Genomic DNA, 16,304 nt, shown 5'->3' on the forward strand with positions numbered 1-16,304 from the left:
CGAGGCTGGAAGCCAGACCACGCCAGCGGGCCGTTGGCGCAGGTGTGAAGCACCGGCTGGTCTTCATCGACCGGCTTTTGGCCACGCTCGTTCACCTCCGCCGCGGTGTCACTCACGATGTGCTGGTCTGCTGGTTCGGTGTCGACCGCTCCACGATCACCCGGGCGATCGGCGAGGCGCGGCCCTTGCTCGCGACACGTGGCTGCACCGTCGCGGCCGTCGTCCGGCTCCGCAGCCTCGCCGAGGTCATCGACCACCTCGGCGGGAGCGGTCAGACCGGGATCATCGACGGCACCGAGATCCGGGTCCGTAGGCCAGCCGCCGGCCGCAAGGACCGGGAGAAGTTCATTTCCGGCAAGAACAAGCAGAACGCGGTCAAAGTCATGGTCCTCGCCGACGCCGGCTACCAGGGGCTGGGCGCCCAGACGGGCGGCCGCGTCGTGACACCGTCACACCGCAAGTTCAAGAAGAACCCGCCGGAGTGGTATGAGGAGATCTACGAACGCCAGCGCAAGGCACATTCCTCACGCCGGATCAGGGTCGAGCACGGCATCGCACATCTCAAGAACTGGCGGTCCCTCGCCTGGCACCTGGGTCGCCGCGAGCACATGAGCGACACCATCCAAGCCGTGGCCGGACTGCCTTCACACCAGCAGACCGCCACCCGTGGGGCCGGGCAGCCACAGTGACCAACTGGACAACCTGCACCTTGCACGAGTTCGTTAGGAGTCTGAGCGCAGTCCCAGAGCACTGTGCTGAATCAGACCAGCCGGGGCATCAGCAGAGCGCGACTTCCGGCGGGTCAACTCCACCAGCTTCGATCGGAGATCAGGCGCTGGTTCGCCAAGCACGATGGCGGTGATCACCAACTCAAGCATGAGGCAGTCGTAGGCATCGTCCGTGCCTCCATAGCGCTCGGCATCACGCTCTACCTCGGCTTTGGCGATCCGCCATCCACCGCCATCAACCGGCGCGAAGGTCGCCGCGAACACTCCGTAACCGGTCCAGCTTCGATGCAGGAAGACAACCTCACCCTCTGTGAAGACGTCCCACTTCTCGTCCATGTCCCCTGCCCCGAAGCCGCGCTGGATTCGCTCCCAGTCTTCTTCTGACCAGATTCGCCGGGGCAGCTCCGGCATCGGCCGAGGATCCGATATCGGCTGGACACGACACATGGACCGAGTTACGCGTTCGTCAGCAGACATGGAGGGATCTTACGGACGAGGCCGAGCACGACAGCACACTCCACTCCTCGTCGGCCTCACTATGAAACGACCTGCTAGCCGCAGTGCTTGGTGTCTGACAGGTCGTAGTGGATTTGTTCTGAGATCTCCTGGAGCTTGAGCGGCTTGGTGGTCTGGGGCCTGGTGCGGTCGCGTACCGACCAGGTTCCGGAGGGGTCCTGGGCGTCGGTGAAGTGGAGCTGTGAGGGGGAGTCCTTCGCGGAGAGCGCCACGACCTCCCCGTTGGGAAGGGTCCTGCTCGGCGGAGACAAGGACCACTGCGTGCAGCCGCTCAGGCTTCCGACGTCGATGTAGCTTCCGTCGTCGAAGGCCACGACGACGTCGGTGATATACGACAAGGAGGTGTTCAGGATGCGCAGGCTTCCCTCCCCGTCCTTCACCTGCCAGTAGAAGGCGATCTGCTCGGCCTGCGCCCTCCGGGCGTTCTGCTCGGCTTGGTGGTTCGCTCTGAGCGCCTCGTCGTTAGCCCGAACGGCCTGACCGGTGGCACCACGCGCCACGTTGTTGGCGTCGTTGGCCTGGAAGTAGCCCAGCAGCGAGATGACGAGCGCTGCAGTGGCCACCATGGCGGTGATCCAATCCGTCGCCTTCCCCCAGCGAGTGTCGACCATGGACCCATCCTCGCCCGTGATGGCGCGGAGCTCGCCCAAGGGTGGGCCGTACAGGTGACGCGGGCCGCCTCTTTCAGTTCCAGCACGTGAAGTCGACCAGTGCTTATCGACATCACTGGCCCGCGCTGTGCCGCCATGGCGCACACGGCCCCCTGCCTGCGGCCGGCCGTACGGTCCCACTGCGCCCGGCCGCCGCCCCCAGGTGGGGGAGCGCCCTGCCCTGGAGGCGGCGGCCGGGCGCAGTGGGAGCGCCGACTCCGCGGCGGGGGTGGTCCGGCACGGGGTGACGTACACGGGCGGCGGGGAGGAGCGCGTGTGCACGCGGCACGACTGCCGTTGCCTTCCCCTCGCCCGGTGCGTTGTCGCGGCGCGCGGTGAGCTCGTGCCTGGGCCACAGCCGGGCGCCGTAGACGGCGGTGCCGGCTGATAGGTAGGCGTCGGCCTGGGCCAGTCTGTAGATCAGGAAGCGGCTTTCGGGGGGAGGCCCGGTGCGTGGCGGAGGAAGGCGGGAGCGTCACGGCGGCGTCAGGTGGCCACGGGGACACCGAACGGGCGGGCGATGTCGGCCTCGTTGATGACCGGCTGATTGCGGGGCATCGCGCCGTCTCCTCGGCGGCTTCTGCTGTGCCGCAGGGCCGTGGCCTGTAGGTTGGGTTACAGGCTGGTTGGTTTTCCGGGCCTGAACGTTGCATGAAGCCGGCGGTGTGCCGGGTTGCTCCCAGAGCGACCCTCCGCCGGCTTCGGCATTTCCCGGGGGCATCCGCGACCTGTACGGCGTACCCGGGGGCGGTTGTCGCGGTACTTCCGGATCGCGGTGCGCAGCAGGGAGTGCCGGGTGAAGAAGTCACGGTTCCAAGCGAGGTGCTGCGCCTGCGCGTTCGCGTCCAGACCGGCGAGCGCGACTGCGAAAATCGCTGTCCGATCAGCGGAGCACGGTGATAGGTATCCGGTGTGGAAAAGAATCTTGAGTTCCCTGACCTGTTGCGACTGATCGATGAACGGTCGACCGCCTTCCGCGCCGTGGTCGCCGCCGCGCCCGGTCTCGACGCGCAGGTGCCGACCTGCCCCGGGTGGACGCTGTTCGATCTGGTGAAGCACCTGGGCGGGGGAGACCGTTTCTGGGCCGCCATCGTCGACGCGGGGGCTGCCGACGGTCCCCCGGCCGAGGCCGTCGCCGCGCGCGCCGCGCTGGAAGTGCCGCAGGAGCGTGAGGCCCTGTTGGCCTGGCTGGACGCGTCGACGCAGCTTCTGCTGGGCGCCCTGCGCGCGGCGGGACCGGAGAGCGGTTGCTGGACGTGGTGGCCCGCGTCGCAGTCACCGCAGACCGCCGGCGGCACCGCCCGGCACCGGGTCCAGGAGACCGCGGTGCACACCTACGACGCCCAGGTCGCCGGGGGTGCCCCGCAGCCGCTGCCGGTCGAGCTGGCACTCGACGGTGTGGAGGAGTTCCTGTTCACCGTCTGCGCAACACCGAGTGCCTGGCCGCACAAGCCCACGGCCTTCGACTTCCACGCCACCGAGGGCCGCTCCTGGCGCCTCGCCGTCGACGGGGACGGCGCACGCATCACCCGCATCCCCGCGCCCACCGCCGCGACCGGCGAAGACGCGGACGCAGCCGGCGCCTCCGTCCACGGCACGGCCAGTGAGCTGGTCCTCTACCTGTACGACCGGATCAAGGCCGACTCCTTGCACGTTGACGGAGACGCAGGTCTGCTCGACCTGCTCCGCGCCTGGGAGCCGGAGGAGAAGTAGGACGGAGCGGGGGCGGTTGGCCGCGCCTTGAGCCGGTAGGACCCGGTAGGACACGGCTCCTCGCCAGGTTCGTCCGTCGCGGCACCGGGCTCAAACCCGCGAGGCGGCCGCTCGGGGCGTCACCAAGCCGACCGTCTACCTGGATGGCAGTTCGGCTTGGCCGCCTCCGCCGGTTCGGGCCGCGCCGGCTGCACACCGGGAGCCGGCGGACCCTCGGAGGCGGCGCGGCCGACGACGGCGCCCCGCAGCTCGTCGACACGACGGCGAGCGGCGAGCGGTGAGCTCACGCCGTTCCAGCAGTCCCACGACCGACGGCATCCCCTCGACCTCCACCAAAGCAACGACACGACACGACCCGTCACGTCACCACTGCCACGAGACCGCCGACCCTATGCCTGAACAGCGAGAGAACGCAGTCCTCAAGCCCGGAAAGACCACAACCTCTCAGTGCGGCCCTGGCCTGGCTGGACCCTCTGTGGGCGGGAGGCCGTCCTCGCCCACTGACGCCCTTACGGCGACGAATTCCTACCCAAGAGGCTGGATCGGAAGAGCCGTTGGAGCCTGTGACCAGCGTTTCGTTGATCGCTCCCATGACATACGCTGCCGAAGGGCGACGCGATCCGCGCGATGAGCCGAGAGAGCGATGGCACAGGAGTCGATGACACACCGACGAGATGCTGGTCCGGCGGGGGCCGCTGCGGGCGGGATGGCGAGGCCCTGGGCCGGCAACACCTGGGACTCGGCGCTGTCGTCCGAGGAGTTCGCCGCCATCAAGGGTGTCGGGTTCGAGCCGGTCGGGCAGGTGCTCGGCACGGCCGTCTTCAACATCGGGTACACCGGCGTCTGGGGCTGCCCGGGCGCGTGGTCGGTCGCAGGCGGCGCGAAAGTGCCGTCCTCGATGTGGGCGTCGTCCCTGTCGCAGTTGGTGAGGACCATGTACTCGGCGCGCCGGCTGGCGCTGGCCCGCGCGGTGGCCGAGTGCCGCGCGCTCGGCGGCGACGGGATCGTCGGGGTGGACCTGCGGGTCGGCGAATTCCCGGCGGGGGGTCTGGAGTTCACCGTGCTGGGCACCGCCGTCCGCGCCCGCTCGCGCATCCGGCCGCGCCTGCCGTTCACCTCGCACCTGTCGGGCCAGGCCTTCGCAGCGCTCGTACACGCCGGATGGGTTCCCACCGGACTCGCCTTCGGCATCGCCCTCGAGACCCGGCACGACGACTGGCGCACCTCCCGCCTGGCCTCCTGGGCCGCCGGGAACCAGGAGGTCGACGGCTATACCCAGCTGATCAACCACGTCCGCCAAGATGCCCGGAAACAGCTGGCCCTCGATGCGGCGAAGCACGGTGGCGACGGGCTGGTGGTGGACGAGATGGAGTTGAGGGTGCGTGAGAGCGAGTGCCCTGTGTACGGGAACTCGCGCGACCTCATCGCGGAGGCGGTCTTCGTCGGCACATCCATCGCCCGGTTCGGCCGCTCCGAGCGGCCCGCCGGGCCCAAGCCACTGACCATCATGAGACTGGAGCGAGAGCGCTGACATGACCGAGCGAACGGGGCAAGAACGGGCCGGGCAGGCCGCGCAGCCGGCTGCGGAGGGCGTGTCCGAGGACGCGATGCGGCGGCTTGCGCAGCTTCAGCCGGGGGAGAAGGGGGCGTTCTTCACCTCGGACCTGACGGTGAACGAGTTCCTGCTGGTGCGCGAGGTCGGCTTCCGCCCGCTCGGCCTCGTCTTCGGCTCCTCGGTCTACCACGTCGGGATCCAGGTCGGCCGGTGGTCGAAGAACCAGGAGCTGACCAAGCTGTCCGAGGCCATGTACCACGCGCGCGAGCTGGCGATGAGCCGGATGGAGGCCGAGGCGAGTGCTCTGGGGGCGGACGGGATCGTGGGGGTGCGGCTGGACATCGAGTTCAAGGAGTTCGGCTCGGACATCGCGGAGTTCCTCGCGATCGGCACGGCGGTGAAGGCGGACGGTGCGGACCCCGGACCGGGCGGGACCTGGCTCAACAACAAGGGCAAGCCGTTCACGTCGAACCTGTCAGGCCAGGACTTCTGGACACTGGTCCGGGCCGGGTACGCGCCGCTGGACATGGTCATGGGGTCGTGCGTCTACCACGTGGCGCACCAGCGCTTCGCCCAGGTGCTGAGCACCTCGGGCCGCAACGTGGAGATCGAGCCGTTCACCCAGGCACTCTACGATGCACGCGAGCTGGCGATGAGCCGCATGCAGGCGGAGGGGAAGGCCCTGGAGGCCGAGGGGATCGTGGCAGTTCAGCTGAAGCAGCACTCGCATACCTGGGGATCGCACACCACGGAGTTCTTCGCGATCGGGACAGCGGTGCGCCCGCTTCGCGACGACCACATCATCGACCGACCCACCATGGTGCTGAGCCTCGATGCCTGAGATGGAAGTGGAACTGCTGGCCGCGGTACTGCGCCGGGACAGCGCGGACCTGAACCTCTACGTCAAAGTGCTGTCGGCGAACCTGGCGGACTCGCTGCCGCCCGGCACTGTGCGGGTCAAGCGCAGGCGTTCCGTCGCGGAACGGGTGGCCGGGCGCGAGGGTTCGGTCGTCGAACTGGACGTGGCGCTCGGGGAGCAGCGGCTCGCGCTGCGGATGGACCGGGGCCGGGTGGCCGGGGAGATCTGCCACGAGGTACGGGGCATCGTGCTCTCGCGGCGCGCAGTGGGCCTGGACGAGTGGATCGATGCCCTGGCCCGGTCACTGGCGGACGCTGCGGCCTCGAATGCCCGTGCCCGCGAAGCCGTCGAGCGGTTCCTGACCTGACCGGATATCGGCAGGACGACCCGGCGACGGGCCACCGCATCGGAGTCGAGCACGCAACGGCCATGTCCGACCGCCTCCTGGCCGAGGGCGCCCCGGGCCTGCACTACATCACCCTCAACAAATCCACCGCGACCCTGGAGATCCACCAGAACCTCAGCAGCACGCAGAACCTCAGCAGCACGCAGACTCTCAGCAGCATGCAGAACCTCGGCATCACGCGGCTGTAACCCCCACCCGTCCCCCTTCGATAGGGGACGAGTGACCACCACCAATCCGAGCACGACCGAAACCCTGACCCGGTTCTACGCCGCCGAAACGGCCTACATCGCCGCGGGCGGCCCGGGCCGGGCCGGCTTCGAGGAGATCGTCGCCTGCCTCCACCCGCAGGTGGTGCTGCGCCCTGCCCCCGGGTTGCCGTACGCGGGTGACTGGCGCGGCCCCGACGGCATCGAACGGTTCATGGCGGTCATGGGGGAGGCCTGGCAGTCGGTCGAGTTCCTGGACCAGCACCGGATCATCGACGGCCCCGATGTCGTCGTCACCAGCCGTGTCCGGTTCGTGGCCCGCGCGTCCGGCAGCGTCCTGGAGACCAGGATCGTCCAGCTGATGTCCGTACGGGACGGAAGGATCACCGAGATCCGCCCCTTCCACTGGGACCCGGCGGCGGTGACCACCGCACTGCGGGCCTCCTGAGACCCGGCTCCCAGAACTCGACGTCGGAAAGCAGCCAGCGCTCCGGCAGCCCGGCGTCGAGCATGGGAAGCACCATGAACCTTTCCACACCGAGTACCCGCACGCGCACGACCGCCCCCGGCGTACTCGACCGGGACGAGCTGTTCCAGCAGCTGAACACCGACGGCGTGGCCCTCACCCCGCCCCTCCTCGACCGCGAGCAGTGCCGGGAGATCGCCGCCCTGTTCGACGAGCCGCGGCTGTTCCGCTCCACCGTGGTGATGCAGCGCTACCAGTTCGGACGCGGCTCCTACAAATACTTCGCCGACCCCGCCGTGATCCCGCTGGTGGGCCGACTGCGCGAGGAGCTGTATCCCCTCGTCGCCTGGATGGCCAACCAGTGGGCCCCGCAGCTGAAGGAGCGCAGCTACCCCGCCACCCTCGACGAGCTGCTCGCCGAGTGCGCGGCCGGCGGCCAAACGCGGCCCACCCCGCTCCTCCTGCGCTACGACAAGGGCGACTACGCCTGCCTCCACCAGGACGTCTACGGAGACATCGTCTTCCCCCTCCAAATCGCCATCATGCTCAACGAGCCGGGCGAGGACTTCACCGGAGGCGAGAACGTCTTCGTCGAGCAGCGCCCCCGCTCCCAGTCCCGGGCGCTGGTCGTCAAACCGTCCCTCGGCCAGGGAATGATCTTCCCGGTCCGGCACCGACCCGTCCGCGGGGTCCACGGCTTCCGCCGCCACCCCATGAAGCACGGAACCAACGCCGTCGACCGGGGCCGTCGCACGGTACTGGGCCTGATCTTCCACAACGCCCGCTGACGAAAAGGAAAGCCCGATGAAACTCTTCACGAGGACCAAAAGCCCCCTGGGCACCCTCCTCCTGGTCGCCGAGCGATCCACCCGCACCCCGCACGCCCTCACCATGGTGACCCTGGCCATGCCGGACAGCCGCAACACCACCGTGCCCCACGCCGATTGGCGGCACGACCCCGAAGCCTTCACCGAGGTGAACAACCAGCTGGCGGAGTACTTCGAGGGCCGTCGCACCCGCTTCGAGGTGGAGTACGCCGCAGGCGGCACCGAATTCCAGGAGCGCGTCTGGGACGCCATCGACACGATCCCGTACGGCACGACCACCACCTACGGCGCCCTCGCGGAGCGCCTTGACGTCCCCCGTGGCCAGGTACGCGCCCTGGGCGCGGCGATCGGAGCCAACCCCCTCCTGCTGCTACGCCCCTGCCACCGCGTGATCGGAGCGGACGGCACCCTGCGCGGCTACGCCGGCGGCATCGACCGCAAAGTCTCCCTGCTCACCCACGAGGGCGCCCTCCAGCCGATGCTCACGACCTGAACGAAAGAGCCCGATGAAGCCGCAGAACTCTCCTCACCCCCTCGGCACGGCGGACTGGACGGCCCTCGCCCAAGAACTCGACGCGTACGGGTGCGCGCTGACACCGCAACTCCTCAGCCCCGCCCAGTGCCGCGACCTCGCCTCCCTCTACCAGGACACGGAACGCTTCCGCACCACCATCGACATGGCCCGCTACCGCTTCGGATCCGGCGAGTACCGCTACTTCACGCACGAGCTCCCCGAACCCGTGGCAGCCCTGCGGGCCGCGCTCTACCCCCACCTCCTCACCATCGCCCGCGACTGGGCCGCACGCCTGGGCCGCCCCGCACCCTGGCCGGACTCGCTCGACGAGTGGATCGCGATGTGCCACGCGGCCGGACAGGACCGCTCGGCGCAGATCCTGCTGCGCTACGAGGAAGGCGACTGGAACGCCCTGCACCGCGACCTCTTCGGCGACATGGTCTTCCCGATGCAGGTCGTCATCGGCCTCGACGCCTACGGCACCGACTACACGGGCGGCGAGTTCCTGCTCGTGGAACAGCGCCCACGCGCCCAGTCCCGGGGCACCACGACCCCGCTGCCCCAAGGCCACGGCCTGATCTTCACCACCAAGGAGCGCCCGGTGCGCACCAAGCGGGGCTGGGCCGCAGGCGCCGTACGCCACGGCGTGAGCACGGTCCGCAGCGGCCGCCGCCACGCCCTGGGCCTGGTCTTCCACGACGCGGCCTGACCGGGTGTACCTGCTGACCGGGCCCGACGGCCGCCCGTACCCGTCCCCGACCCCGGGCCGGCTGGGCGGCCACCGCGGCGCACGCCTCTACGGACGCCTGGACTGCCCCTCGGCACTGCGGGCCATCGCCCGCGGCGGCTACATCCCGCACCGCGTCTTCTTCGCCGACGAACCCACCGCCCGGGTCGCGGGCTACCGCCCGTGCGCCCGCTGCCTCCCGCAGAAGTACTCCGACTGGAAAACCACCCAGAGAACCGGAGCCCAAGAATGAAGAGATCACCCCTTCTCGGTCCGGCCGAGGCAGCCGCCTACGCCGCGCTCCCACCCCCCGCCCCGCACACCGAGGCCGAACTGGCCTCCCTAGTCGCCCTCGTGACCCGATCCGGGGCCGAGACGGTGGTCATCGGTCACAGCCGCGACACCGCTTCGGCCGCCGCCGCGTCGGCCTTCGCCACGGCCTGGCGCTCCCGCGGCGGCGAAGTCCTGGACACGGTCACCTGGCCCGAACACGCCGCCTCCTGGCTACGCCCGGCCCTCCGCCTGACGACGCCCGCCCCCGACGCCTGGGTGATCGCCGCAGCCCCCCTCGGCTGGGCCCAGATGACCCGCCGCCTACTCCACAGCACCCCCTGGACCCCATCGCGCACCTTCACGTTCGCCTCACCGGTCACCCTCGCCGACGCCCCCACGGCCTTCGAGGTGCCGACGCCGAATGGCATCACGCGGCAGAGCTGGTAGTGAGATGGCGACGCCGCGGGGAGGGGCCAAGCCGCGCCGCAGGCTCGTTCGACCTCGGTTGTGCGCGAGGAGGACTTGTATGCCTATGAATTGTCGGGGCAGTCAGCCTCGGTCCATGTCGCGACGAGATCACGGCAGACGACGGTGAGTGAGCCGTTCCAGAACACGATCTCGTGACCACAGCCATGCTGGTGGGTCAGGACCTTCGTTCCTGCTCGTGGCTCTGTGGCCAACGAACCGTCGCACGACCTCCATGCTGTCGGCCTGGAGATTCACGACGGCTGGTTGATCCAGTCACCGGGGAGGGAATCGCGTACCGAGTCCAGCGCGGGAGCAGTGCGGCCCAGGGCCCAAAGCCACTCATCGGCCTCCTCTCGCAGCAGTGCATCAGACGAGGCGAACCACCGGATCACGCATCCCTCGACAGCCCACGTCGGGTAGTCGGGCAAGGCCAGACGCTGGAACCCGGGCGGTGCCTCGATGGTCTCTGACTCTTCGAGGGGGCGGTTGTCCGCACGCGTCGCATTGTGAGCGAAGAGGGACTCGGAGAGCAGCATCTCGATACATGCGGTGGAAAAGCGGTTGAGAAAGGGCTTCCAGGGGTCTGCGTCGCTGTCCTTGCGCCGGAAGACCACGGGCGGATCGTCGTCTTCCAGGTGCTCCTGGCGGATGGCCCACTCCGCGACCGCTTGGTTCTCCAACCGGAACACCAGAGCGCCGTCGTCAACATAGAGATGTTTCAAGGAAAGAAAGGAATCCTGGACACTGGTCAGGTCTGCCCGTCGCCCGAACAGTCCATATGCCTCCCACAAAGCTGTCGGCAGCGGCGATCCCAGGCGCCACTCCGCCTCGGTGAGCTCCTCGAACCCGCAGCCATCGCCGGCGCGGATTGGCTCGCGCCAATGCGCAACGAATCCCTCGATGAATCTCCAGGCATCCGCCCGATCCGAAACGGCCGCCAGCTCAGCAGCAACATCAAACCCCTCCGTCATACGCCGGAGAGTAGTCCCCCCGCCAATGCTCTGACGGACGCACCCATCAAGAACAGGCCCTCGCAAGCGCATAGTCGCAGGCAGCCCCTCCGCTGGCGGTGGGAGGCCCTGAGACAGAACTGTCACCAGTGATCCGCAAGCGAGCTTTTCGATCCCTGAGTTGGGTCGTTCGGCAGAGCAGTTTGCTGACCCGCAGTCCCATGGCTCTTCGCGTGGCTGGGATGATCGTGCGGTGAGTGATGCGAGGAGTCTGGCGGCGGAGGCCGTTGAGTCACACGTCCGGGCGTTCTTCGAAGGGCACTCCGTCGAGGCCATCGAGTTCGGCCTCGGGCCGCAACGGGGAGAGCCCATAGCCGACCTGCGCGTTCTCGTTGTGGCGCCAGGCCCCCGAAGCGACAGCTGGGCCTATGTGACCATCGGGTGCTCGGCCGAGATGGTGAAGGACGGGCACGGGCGTGAGTTCGTCATGACCGCCCCCGCCCGTGACCAACGGTTCGTTGAACTCACGGCGATGGTCGCTTCCTACCACTGCGGAGGCCATCAGCTCGACTTGGAACACAGCATGCCGATCGGCGAACCGTGGGTGCCGGGTTCGGCCTGCGACCACCTGCTGATCAGCCTGCCCTATCTCCACGGGCCCGATCTTGAGCACTGTTCGCTGCCTCAGGGACACGTCAGGATCCTGTGGACCCTTCCGGTGACGGCCGCCGAGATCGAGTTCCGCAGGAGCCGAGGTCACGAGGCGTTGGAGCGACGTCTCGATGACGCAGGGGTCATTCCCACCGACCCCTTCAGGTCATCCGTCGCTTGAGGCGCCGACGGGTCGTCACCCTTGGTGGCGGCCTGGCCCAGATGCGGGGCTTCATGCAACCACGAATCCACGGATGCCGAGTGGCAAGAGCCCCCGGCAGCACCTCCACACCCGCAAACTCGAGCTGGGTGACTGCGCCCGCCCCTACGGAACCCCCTGCCAGCATGAACATTCGTGCTTGCGCTGTCCCATGCTCCAGGTCGGTCTCACCAAGGCCAAGGGGGAGACTCGCGGCCCTCGACCGCAGCCTGGAGCGGACACGCGGCAACAGCAGCCAGTGCAGCCCGACCGCCCTGGGCATGCCGGTATGCACCGGACCACGGTCAGATTCGACCTGACCTGCGGGGCGTATTCCGTTGTTCCAGCAGCACTCGCCCCGCAGGGATCTACTCTGAACGGGTGGCGGGTTTTCCAGGTTTCGATGTGTTGTTGGCGCGGTTGGCAGAGCACCGAGGGTTGCGCGTCGATGAGCTGGCCCATGTGTCGGCTGTCCCGGAGACTGAAATGCGGGCGGTGTTCGACGGTGCAGCGCCGGGCCCGCCGTTGCTGCGACGGCTCGCCCCCGCACTTCAGCTGCACGCCGAGGATCTGTTTGTCATCGCTTCGGCGGCTCTGCCATTGGAGATGGTGCCGCTCGACCCGCGTGCCGGAACAGGGGTGGCCCGCCTTGCTGGGCACGCCGCGCAGTTGCCACGGGCGGACCGGGACCGGTTGCGCTGGCTCGCGGCGTCACTGCCACAAGAGGACCGCACACGGTCGGTCCCGGAAACACGCGCGTATCTGCAGTACCCGCCAGGTGCCGGCGGCCTGCTCATGCGTCTGCTCGCCAACCGGAACCTGGGGTGGGCCGCCGGAGCAAGAGCGTTTCTGTCCCTGACCGGCCGATACTGGTCTGCGGCCACGTACGGGCAGGTCGGCCACGGCCGTAAAGAACTTACCCCTGACCTCTTGGTTGACTACGCGACCGTGCTCGGCATCCGAGCAGACGACCTCGCCGCACTGACTGGCATCGTCGTGCCCGACGGAACCCCTCCACCAACCGGGGCCACGGCCGATGTGACCGGCCTCATCTGGGATGTCCGACGCCTGACCAACGATCAGGTATGGCAGCTAGGGGACACCGCTCAGGGGATGCGGCGTCTTTCCGCGCCTTGATCGGACTCCTCTCCGTCGGCGCCGACGCTCTTCGTGGCCCCTCGTTGGACAACATGCGGCGAAAAAAGATGAGTTGTCTTACGGTGCCGACGACTGTGGCCGCGCTTCGAATCCCGGTCTCACCTGCGCCCAGTGCGGATCCACCCAGCCGGCCGCCGGCCAGGGCTCCGTACATTTGGCCAACCAGGTGGCGGGCCTCAATGTCCAACTCCGCATGAGGCGTGCGGTGCGTGCGGCTCCGCTCCTGAGCGTGAAGTGGCGGTCCGGCCTCCGTGTTGGTGCCTGAGTGCTCTTGACAGTCGGGGCGCCCACACGCACCCTTTCACTAGTTGCTTAGTGAAAGGGGGATAGTTCGCGTGATCGAGTACCGCATCGACCGGCGCAGTGGTGTGGCCACCTATCTCCAGATCGTGCAACAGACCAAACAGGCTCTCCGCCTGGGCTTGTTGGAGCCGGGGGACCAGCTACCCACTGCCCGTGAAGTGGTCGAGGCCCTCGCCGTCAATCCCAACACCGTGCTCAAGGCGTACCGGGAGCTCGAACGCGAGGGGCTGGTGGAGGGCCGCAGAGGGCTTGGAACCTTCGTCCGCCGGACGCTGGGCGAGGGCGGGGCGGCCGACGGGGCGCTGCGCACCGAGCTCGCCCAGTGGCTGGCACGGGCCCGGCGGGCGGGCCTGGAGCAGGACGACATCACCGCACTGTTCACCTCCGTACTGAGCGGATCCGACAGTGAATCGAACCAGGGGGACGAGGAATGACGGCAGCCATCGAAGCGCAAGGCCTCGGACGGAGGTTCCGCCGCGGTAGCTGGGCCCTGAGGGACTGCTCTTTCCGGCTTCCCGCCGGTCGCATTTGCGCCCTGATCGGCCCCAACGGGGCGGGCAAGTCCACCCTGTTGGCCTTGGCCGCGGGCGTACTGAAGCCCACCGAGGGCACCCTGACGACGCCGGCCCGCGAGGCCATTGCCTATGTCGCCCAGGACAAACCGCTCTACCCGCATCTGACGGTCGCCGAGACCCTGCGCATGGGCGCCGACCTCAATCCCGGCCGCTGGGACCCGGCCGCCGCAGGCAAGATGGTGGAGGCCGGCGACCTCGATCCGGGCGGACGCGTCCGCGCCCTGTCCGGGGGCCAGCGCTCCCGGCTCGCCCTGGCCTTGGCCCTCGGAAAGCGGCCCACGCTGCTGCTCCTGGACGAAGCGCTGTCCGACGTGGACCCGTTCGCCCGCCGCGAACTGATGGGGGTGCTGCTGGCGACGGCCGCCGAACACGGCACCACCGTCCTGATGTCCTCGCACATCCTCTCCGAGCTGGAGGACGCCTGCGACCACCTGCTCCTGATCGACGGCGGACGCGTCCGGCTCGGCGGATCAGTCGATGATCTCCTGCAAGCCCACACCCTGGTAACCGGCCCGATCCGCGACCTGGCTCCGCACACCGTGATCGCCACGCGCTCCACCGGGCGCCAACTCAGCGCCCTGATCCGTCCGGAAGGAACCGTGAACACCGGCAGCGACGGCTGGCAGGCCATCGAACCCACCCTGGAAGAACTGGTGCTCGCCCACCTCGGCGCCCCGGATGTTCCGGTCCTGCTCACCCCGGCCGTGGAGGTAGCGGCATGACCCTCCCTGTCCTGCGCGGCCCCGTTCGGGTCACCGTCGGTCTGCACCGCCATGTTTTGTGGATCTCACTCGCCTTGGTGCTGTTCGCCGCTATCGCCCTGCCCGCCGGTCGTTGGTACGTACAGTCATTGACCGAGGACCTCGCTGCGACCGGTTGCAAGGTGGAAAACACGGTGTCGGGTTGCGGCATCCAAGTCCGCGGCTTCCTCTCCCGCAGCCTGTATTTCCAGAAGATGTTCCACTTCGTTGCGTTCGCCGTGAGCGCGCTGCCCCTGCTCCTCGGCGCGTTCGTCGCGGGTCCGCTGATCGGGCGCGAGTTTGAATCCGGCACCTACCGACTCCAGTGGACCCAGTCGGTCAGTCCGGCCCGCTGGCTGGCTGCCAAGCTGGCGGTACCTGCCGCCGCCGTACTCCTTGTCCTGCCCGCGTTCGTGCTGCTGGCGTCCTGGATCCGGCGGGGAACGCTGGACACTTGGTACCCAACCCAGTGGTACGACCTCCCCGTGTACGGGGTGATCGGGCCGGTGGGGGTGGGCTACGCCCTCCTCGGCATCGCTGTCGGCGCCCTGGCCGGCCTGCTGATCGGACGCACGGTACCTGCCATGGCCGCGGCCGTGACTGCGACCGGGATCATCTGGGCGGTTGTCAGCCTGTTCCGCTCCCGGCTCTGGCCCGCCCTTGACGGGACCCCACGTGGCTGGGACAACTGGCGCTTTTCCGATTCGGTCGACCGCATCGGGTTTCGATACCACCCCGAGTCCCACTTCTGGCCGCTGCAACTTGTCGAGAGCGCGATCCTGCTGACCCTCGCCGCCGCCGTGATCAGCGCGGCCTTCGCCCTCCTGCGCCGCCGACACCGCTGACCGGCCCCAACTGCCTGCGGGTCGAAAGACAGCGAATGGATTCCTTCCGCGCCGAGCCGTCCTTGCTTGCCGCACATCGCCCTACGTGACCTCGGTGCCGGGCAAGGAGGGCGACAACATCACGGGCACCCGCGTCGTGCAGGTCAGCCGGGCGGCCGGCGCCGACCAGGCGATGTGGAGGCACCGCAGCCGGCCCCGAAGCGTGGGGAGGCGCTCTACGTGGCGTGTGCGTCCGGGCCGAGCCACCGCGACGGCCATCCGAACTCGACACGATGGGCGTCGAGGTCGGGCGCGCTGGGCACTCCGCGCTGATTCAGGCGAGGGCCAGGGGTAGGGGTAGGCCGTTCGCCGGACTGAGTACTGGCCGGCCGCCGAGCGGTTGGGCCAGCACGGCGGTGACATGGCAGCACGCTCCCTCCATCGTCGAGTCTCCGCGACTGGCGCGCTGCACGCGAGCATTCGCCTGCACGGCTGACGCGCCGGGCCCCGCATGAGACTGGCGACCTCGGCGACGGTGAGGAAGGCGACGTCGGACAGCGGACGCTCGCCGGCGGAAGGCCCTGGGGACGCAGCACGATCGTACGGACAGCAGGATCCGTACGGCGTGCCCGCCAGCCGCACCATCAGCCCGCCCGCACCGTGTGCTGCGGCGGTGATCAGCACGTCAATGCCCTCGAACAGCACGTCCTGCCAGGAGATCCCGTCGTGCTCCATGCCCTGGGCATCGACCCGGACGGTACGGAATAGCCCGCACTCTCCAGACCTGCTGGAGCATCACATGTAGCGATTCCGGAAGCTGCCAGAGCCCAGTTGTCACCGGCACAGCCAATATCGCCTGTCGGTGATGAACGCAATGAGGCCCCCGCCCCAACCGGTACCGAGACGCTCGCTCAAGACGAGGTGCTACTGAGCGTTGCGGTTGGCCAGTCGGGTGGGTGGATCTCGCCGACGATGCGCCACTGTGCCCCCGCAACC

At 68.7% G+C, this 16,304-nt stretch carries 20 protein-coding genes and 1 pseudogene; 18 read left to right on the forward strand and 3 right to left on the reverse strand.

The annotated features are described in order from the left end of the window. The first annotated feature begins 44 nt into the window (after window positions 1–44). Window positions 45–689 (forward strand): transposase, encoded by a 645-nt coding sequence (locus tag OG276_RS37595; protein ID WP_266913779.1) that lies wholly within the window; start codon window positions 45–47, stop codon window positions 687–689. A gap of 33 nt (window positions 690–722) precedes the next feature. On the opposite strand, the gene OG276_RS37600 is transcribed toward OG276_RS37595, so the two are convergent. Both OG276_RS37600 and OG276_RS37605 read right to left on the reverse strand, forming a co-directional pair. Then, window positions 723–1,139: a hypothetical protein gene (locus tag OG276_RS37600; RefSeq protein WP_266913781.1), complete on the reverse strand. Its 417-nt coding sequence runs from the start codon at window positions 1,137–1,139 to the stop codon at window positions 723–725. Between the two features lie 140 nt (window positions 1,140–1,279). After that, window positions 1,280–1,855 carry a hypothetical protein gene (locus OG276_RS37605; protein WP_266913783.1) on the reverse strand — a complete coding sequence of 192 codons (576 nt, stop codon included), beginning with the start codon at window positions 1,853–1,855 and terminating at the stop codon, window positions 1,280–1,282. A gap of 951 nt (window positions 1,856–2,806) precedes the next feature. On the opposite strand from OG276_RS37605, the gene OG276_RS37610 reads away from it, so the two are divergent. The 12 genes and pseudogenes from OG276_RS37610 (at window position 2,807) to OG276_RS37665 (ending at window position 9,887) form a co-directional block, all read left to right on the forward strand. Next, entirely contained in the window at window positions 2,807–3,607 is an 801-nt protein-coding gene (locus OG276_RS37610) for a maleylpyruvate isomerase family mycothiol-dependent enzyme (RefSeq protein WP_266913785.1), read from the forward strand. Window positions 3,608–3,750: 143 nt separating this feature from the next. After that, on the forward strand, window positions 3,751–3,888 hold the full coding sequence (locus tag OG276_RS37615) for a hypothetical protein (protein ID WP_266913787.1): 138 nt from the start codon (window positions 3,751–3,753) through the stop codon (window positions 3,886–3,888). Window positions 3,889–4,313: 425 nt separating this feature from the next. Further along, complete coding sequence (locus OG276_RS37620; RefSeq protein WP_266913789.1) at window positions 4,314–5,138, forward strand: heavy metal-binding domain-containing protein; 825 nt, start codon at window positions 4,314–4,316, stop codon at window positions 5,136–5,138. 1 nt (window position 5,139) lies between these two features. After that, window positions 5,140–6,003, forward strand: a complete 864-nt coding sequence (locus tag OG276_RS37625; protein WP_266913791.1) for a heavy metal-binding domain-containing protein — start codon at window positions 5,140–5,142, stop codon at window positions 6,001–6,003. Then, complete coding sequence (locus OG276_RS37630) at window positions 5,996–6,388, forward strand: hypothetical protein (RefSeq protein ID WP_266913793.1); 393 nt, start codon at window positions 5,996–5,998, stop codon at window positions 6,386–6,388. The genes OG276_RS37625 and OG276_RS37630 overlap by 8 nt, the downstream gene beginning before the upstream one ends. An 11-nt stretch (window positions 6,389–6,399) precedes the next feature. Then, window positions 6,400–6,615 (forward strand): annotated as a pseudogene (locus OG276_RS37635) (methylenetetrahydrofolate reductase); the annotation flags it as partial. 31 nt (window positions 6,616–6,646) lie between these two features. Beyond that, window positions 6,647–7,081, forward strand: a complete 435-nt coding sequence (locus OG276_RS37640; protein WP_266913795.1) for a nuclear transport factor 2 family protein — start codon at window positions 6,647–6,649, stop codon at window positions 7,079–7,081. 74 nt (window positions 7,082–7,155) lie between these two features. Further along, window positions 7,156–7,887, forward strand: a complete 732-nt coding sequence (locus tag OG276_RS37645; RefSeq protein ID WP_266913797.1) for a 2OG-Fe(II) oxygenase — start codon at window positions 7,156–7,158, stop codon at window positions 7,885–7,887. A gap of 16 nt (window positions 7,888–7,903) precedes the next feature. Continuing rightward, entirely contained in the window at window positions 7,904–8,419 is a 516-nt protein-coding gene (locus tag OG276_RS37650) for a methylated-DNA--[protein]-cysteine S-methyltransferase (RefSeq protein ID WP_266913799.1), read from the forward strand. 13 nt (window positions 8,420–8,432) lie between these two features. Beyond that, window positions 8,433–9,149 (forward strand): 2OG-Fe(II) oxygenase, encoded by a 717-nt coding sequence (locus OG276_RS37655; protein WP_266913801.1) that lies wholly within the window; start codon window positions 8,433–8,435, stop codon window positions 9,147–9,149. Window positions 9,150–9,153: 4 nt separating this feature from the next. Beyond that, window positions 9,154–9,420 carry an Ada metal-binding domain-containing protein gene (locus OG276_RS37660; protein ID WP_266913803.1) on the forward strand — a complete coding sequence of 89 codons (267 nt, stop codon included), beginning with the start codon at window positions 9,154–9,156 and terminating at the stop codon, window positions 9,418–9,420. Next, complete coding sequence (locus OG276_RS37665; protein WP_266913804.1) at window positions 9,417–9,887, forward strand: hypothetical protein; 471 nt, start codon at window positions 9,417–9,419, stop codon at window positions 9,885–9,887. The genes OG276_RS37660 and OG276_RS37665 overlap by 4 nt, the downstream gene beginning before the upstream one ends. A gap of 272 nt (window positions 9,888–10,159) precedes the next feature. Here OG276_RS37665 and OG276_RS37670 read toward each other — a convergent pair whose 3' ends face one another. Further along, entirely contained in the window at window positions 10,160–10,879 is a 720-nt protein-coding gene (locus OG276_RS37670) for a hypothetical protein (RefSeq protein ID WP_266913806.1), read from the reverse strand. 232 nt (window positions 10,880–11,111) lie between these two features. Between OG276_RS37670 and OG276_RS37675 the strand changes: the two genes are divergently transcribed. The 5 genes from OG276_RS37675 to OG276_RS37695 all read left to right on the forward strand — a co-directional run bounded on the left by OG276_RS37675 (window position 11,112) and on the right by OG276_RS37695 (window position 15,329). Further along, complete coding sequence (locus tag OG276_RS37675; RefSeq protein ID WP_266913808.1) at window positions 11,112–11,690, forward strand: suppressor of fused domain protein; 579 nt, start codon at window positions 11,112–11,114, stop codon at window positions 11,688–11,690. A 399-nt stretch (window positions 11,691–12,089) separates the two neighbouring features. Then, window positions 12,090–12,845 carry a hypothetical protein gene (locus tag OG276_RS37680; protein ID WP_266913810.1) on the forward strand — a complete coding sequence of 252 codons (756 nt, stop codon included), beginning with the start codon at window positions 12,090–12,092 and terminating at the stop codon, window positions 12,843–12,845. Between the two features lie 356 nt (window positions 12,846–13,201). Further along, the gene (locus tag OG276_RS37685) at window positions 13,202–13,603 is read left to right on the forward strand and encodes a GntR family transcriptional regulator (protein ID WP_266913812.1); all 402 of its coding nucleotides are present in this window, start codon (window positions 13,202–13,204) and stop codon (window positions 13,601–13,603) included. Next, window positions 13,600–14,466, forward strand: coding sequence for an ABC transporter ATP-binding protein (locus OG276_RS37690; RefSeq protein ID WP_266913814.1), 867 nt, complete (start codon window positions 13,600–13,602; stop codon window positions 14,464–14,466). The genes OG276_RS37685 and OG276_RS37690 overlap by 4 nt, the downstream gene beginning before the upstream one ends. Further along, window positions 14,463–15,329: a hypothetical protein gene (locus tag OG276_RS37695; protein WP_266913816.1), complete on the forward strand. Its 867-nt coding sequence runs from the start codon at window positions 14,463–14,465 to the stop codon at window positions 15,327–15,329. Before OG276_RS37690 ends, OG276_RS37695 begins: the two co-directional genes overlap by 4 nt. Window positions 15,330–16,304: the final 975 nt, after the last annotated feature.

The organism is Streptomyces sp. NBC_00086 (assembly GCF_026343255.1).
Classification (GTDB): domain Bacteria; phylum Actinomycetota; class Actinomycetes; order Streptomycetales; family Streptomycetaceae; genus Streptomyces.